Origin of the sequence: Mesorhizobium sp. M0030 (assembly GCF_040323695.1) — a bacterium.
Lineage (GTDB): Bacteria > Pseudomonadota > Alphaproteobacteria > Rhizobiales > Rhizobiaceae > Mesorhizobium.
Window position 1 is genome coordinate 1 of record NZ_JAMYVE010000040.1, and the last position, 4705, is coordinate 4705.

Here is a 4705-nt window from a genome sequence, read left to right on the forward strand (position 1 = left end):
AGAACACGCCGCGGCGCCCTACGCCGGAGGCAGTGGGTCGATGCTGGGTGCCTCGGTGCTGCAGCCGGGTCACTCAACGGCGCGCCATCATGATGCGCCGGATTCGTCAGTGGCTGATCTGAATCCCCCCGCACCGTCCGAGTTGCGTGACCCTGCTCGTTCTGTGCCGGCGGCGGTGCAGCCAGATCCTCCAATAGGGGTCTCCGGTCCCGACAAGCGTCATCTTTATTCCAACGATGCGACCGTTGTCGAAGGGCTGAGGTCAGCATTGGAGAGCACGGTCAAGCGCCATGTAAATTCTCTTCTCGGCTTTGGTCGTTGGCTCTTTGATAATAACAGGCCGGGATTTGCTGCTCGGCTTCACGAGGAGTCGCTGGATCCGGATCTCAAGGAGTACGAGAGCAAGAGTGGCTCCTCGGACGTGGCTAGAGCAGTGGGTCATCTCAAGACGTGGGCGGGCGGAGCGCCAGTGCTGGACCGCGCCGCTGTCCTGAATAATCCCGACCCTGCCGACGCCGCGCTCATCAGAGATTACACAGCGGCTCCCATCAAAGAGTACAAGGCAGCGCCGACCGGGCCGAATCCCGCTACCATTCAGACCTATGGATCTGCTCCTAGACGTTTCAGTGAATACCTGGTTGAAAACAAAAAGCCGGGGATTGCGGCTCGGCTTCACGAGGGGTCGCTGGATGAAGATGCCAAGCGCTATAACAACTCCGGTGGGATCAGTGCACTAGCTCATCTCCGGAAGTCCGAACTCGGGCGCGAGCTCCCTGGGAAAGCTAATGAAGACGACGCTGTTCTGCCATTGTCTTTCGTGCCAACTGGGCCCCATCACCAAGCCTCGGATCCCGCAGGGTCCTTTCGTCCCCTGAGCTGGCGCGACGGCGACCAGCGCGCGCCGGACGAGCGGATCGCTGCACAGGACAGGAGCAACCAGCTACCAAGCGAGGAGGTCCTCATCAACCGTGAGCATGATACAGCGGAGTTGAGACCAGCGAAGAGGCAAAGGACCCCGAACAGTCGTCTGCAGGACGTTGCCACTGAGCCGCAGCTGAGCGAGATCGGCAATTCAGGCGCTCGCGTGCTGATGCAGGCCCCCACCCATCAAGTGGGTGCATTGCCATGGGAAGCGCAGCCCATGATGCAAGGGAGCGGACAAGAACACGCCGCGGCGCCGTATGCCGGAGGCAGTGGGTCGATGCTGGGTGCCTCGGTGCTGCAGCCGGGTCACTCAACGGCGCGCCATCATCATGCGCCGGATTCGTCAGTGGTTGATCTGAATCCCCCCGCACCGTCCGAGTTGCGTGACCATGCTCGTTCTGTGCCGGCGGCGGTGCAGCCAGATCCTCCAATAGGGGTCTCCGGTCGCGACAAGGGTCCCCTCTATTCCAACGATGCGACCGTTGTCGAAGGGCTGAGGTCAGCTTACGCGGGTAAGGTCAAGGAGAGCACGGTCAAGCGCCATGTAAATTCTCTTCTCGGCTTTGGTCGTTGGCTCTTTGACAATAACAGGCCGGGATTTGCTGCTCGGCTTGACGAATCGTCGCTGGATCAGGATCGCAAGGAGTACGAGAGCAGGGGTGGCCCCTCGGAGTACGAGAGCAGGGGTGGCCCCTCGATCGTGGCTAGAGCACTGGGTCGTCTCAAGACGTTGGCGGGCGGAGCGCCAGTGGTCGACCGCCCTGTCCGGAATCCCTACCCTGCCGACGCCGCGCTCATCAGAGATTACACAGCGGCTCTCATCAAAGAGTACAAAGAAGCGCCTGCGACCGGGCCGAATCGCGGTACCATTCAGGTCTATGGATCTACTCTTATACGTTTCAGTGAATACCTGCATGAAAACAAAAAGCCGGGGATTGCGGATCGGCTTCACGAGGGGTCGCTGGATGAAGATGCCAAGCGCTATGTGAACTCCGGTGGTAACCGGAGGATCAGTGCACTAGCTCATCTCCGGAAGTTCGCACCCGGGCGCGAAATTGCCCTTGCTGCTCGTCCGGAAGACGCAGTCGGCATGGAGGCTCGTGCCATTGGGGACGCCGCTGCGCAGCGCAGCGGGACGCAGGAGGCATTGGGTCGGCCAGAGAGGCCCCCTGGGAAAGCTAAAGACGGGCGGGTGCTCGGCGCATTGGAATGGCTAGGCGACGAACATATCCAGAGGGATTACCAACTCCTGGAGCAGGAGTTGCAGGGGAACAATCCAGATCTCGCCGCCCGGACGCGGTTCGTGGATCCCCTCGTAGCCAATTATCATCTGCGCTTGGGCTCCGAGAGCGTCATGCTAAGCGCATTCCAGCGCATCGTCCATCAGAACGGTAACGACACAGCCGACTTCCTGTTCGTGCCAGTGAGCGATGGCGGTAAGACTCTTGCGGAGCGCGGCACCCATTGGTCGCTGCTGTTCGTTGATCGCAGCGACCGGGAACGGCCGGTTGCCTATCATTATGACTCCTACAACGGATGCAATGACAAGCTTGCAAAACACCTCGCAGAAAGGCTGGGCGCCAGCCTGGAGACCCGCGTGGGCGTATCCCGCATCGCCCAGCAGAGCAACGTGGTGGATTGCGGAGTCTACGTGGTGGACGGCACGCGGGCGCTGGTTGGGCGATTGCAATCGCAGCCAGATAACCTGAACCTCAACAACCTCGTCGTCAATCGGCAGGCACTACAAACCCGCCTCAGGGGTGACAATACATTCGGAACGGCAAATAATCTTACGAACTTTGAACTCATGGACCGACAGGCCCGAGACGCGGTTAAGGAAAGCCCCGTTGGGACGTTTTACCAGCAGATCAAGCGGCTCGGCCAGTCAGCGCCAGACGTTGCTCCCGGGGACCCATTTAAATTTCAAAGTCTTGAGAGCAAGGGGGACGCCGCTGCGCAGCGCAGCGGGCCGCAGGAGGAATACAGTTGGCCAGAGTATCTCCCCCCTGGGAAAGCTAATGAAGACGACGCTGTTCTGGCATCGTCTTTCGTGCCAACTGGGCCCCATCACCAAGCCTCGGATCCCGCAGGGTCCTTTCGTCCCCTGAGCTGGCGCGACGGCGACCAGCGCGCGCCGGACGAGCGGATCGCTGCACAGGACAGGAGCAACCAGCTACCAAGCGAGGAGGTCCTCATCAACCGTGAGCATGATACAGCGGAGTTGAGACCAGCGAAGAGGCAAAGGACCCCGAACAGTCGTCTGCAGGACGTTGCCACTGAGCCGCAGCTGAGCGAGATCGGCAATTCAGGCGCTCGCGTGCTGATGCAGGCCCCCACCCATCAAGTGGGTGCATTGCCATGGGAGGCGCAGCCCATGATGCAAGGGAGCGGACAAGAACACGCCGCGGCGCCGTACGCCGGAGGCAGTGGGTCGATGCTGGGTGCCTCGGTGCTGCAGCCGGGTCACTCAACGGCGCGCCATCATCATGCGCCGGATTCGTCAGTGGTTGATCTGAATCCCCCCGCACCGTCCGAGTTGCGTGACCATGCTCGTTCTGTGCCGGCGGCGGTGCAGCCAGATCGCCCAAAAGTGGTCTCCGGTCCCGACAAGGGTCCTCTTTATTCCAACGATGCGACCCTTGTCGAAGGGCTGAGGTCAGCACTCTATGCCGGTAAGGTCGGGGAGATCACGGTCAAGCGCCATGTAGATATTCTTTTCGGCTTTGGTCATTGGCTCGTTGAAAATAACAAGCCGGGGATTGCGGATCGGCTTCACGATTCGTCGCTGGATCGGGATCGCAAGGAGTACGAGATCTGGGGTGGCGGCCCCTCGGCCGTGGCTGGGTCACTGGGTCGTCTCAAGACGTGGGCGGGCGGAGCGCCAGTGGTGGGCCGCCCTGCCCTGAATCCCCACCCTGCCGACGCCGTGCTCATCAGAGAGTACACAGCGGCTCTCATCAAAGCGTACGAGGCAGCGCCGACCGGGCCGAAACCCCGTACCGTTGAGGTCTATGGGTCTGCTCTTAGACGTTTCAGTCAATGCCTGGTTGAAAACAAAAAGCCGGGGATTGCGGATCGGCTTCACGAGCGGTCGCTGGATGAAGATGCCAAGCGCTATATGAAAACCGCTGACATCAGTGCACTAACTCATGTCCGGAAGTTCGCACTCGGGCGCGAAATTGCCCTTGCTGCTCGTCCGGAAGACGCAGTCGGCATGGAGGCTCGTGCCATTGGGGACGCCGCTGCGCAGACCGCGGCACAAGCTCATGGCCACGCAGGAGAGCAGGGACCCATCTCTCGAGCTCAACAAGTCGCGCCAGCGCCGTTTGAACGGCACTTGGGCAAGAAGCGTGAGGCCCAGGACGGACTGACGAGTACACTTGACAGGAGCAACCTCGTGAACAGCGGGGGCGTCATCATAAACAATGAACATTACACAGCGCTGTTGAGACCGGCGAAGAGGCAGAGGACTGATAATCCGCAAAGCCGCGCCATGGGGCGGCAACTGAGCGAAGCAACCACGACGTCCATCAGCCAAGCCTCCGATCAAGCCCGAGCGGACCTAATGGCTTCCTTCAGAAGCAGGGAGCGCTCCGACGCGGGGCGTTGAGCTCCATGGCTGGGGTCAAGCAGAACAGCTCTCTTGACGACAGAGGCGCTGATGCGATCTCCGGACCGGTAGCTCTCGCTGTAATTGATCAGGCTGGTACTGTTGGAAGGCTTGATCAGCCTCGTCACCCCAATCTCCAGCATAGCTCACTGTCACGCGGCCAACGTGCCT

At 60.7% G+C, this 4705-nt stretch carries 1 protein-coding gene; it reads left to right on the top strand.

Annotated features, from left to right (window positions below):
• The first annotated feature begins 175 nt into the window (after nucleotides 1–175).
• Nucleotides 176–4534 carry a Ulp1 family isopeptidase gene (locus NKJ80_RS31280; RefSeq protein ID WP_352498953.1) on the top strand — a complete coding sequence of 1453 codons (4359 nt, stop codon included), beginning with the start codon at nucleotides 176–178 and terminating at the stop codon, nucleotides 4532–4534.
• Nucleotides 4535–4705: the final 171 nt, after the last annotated feature.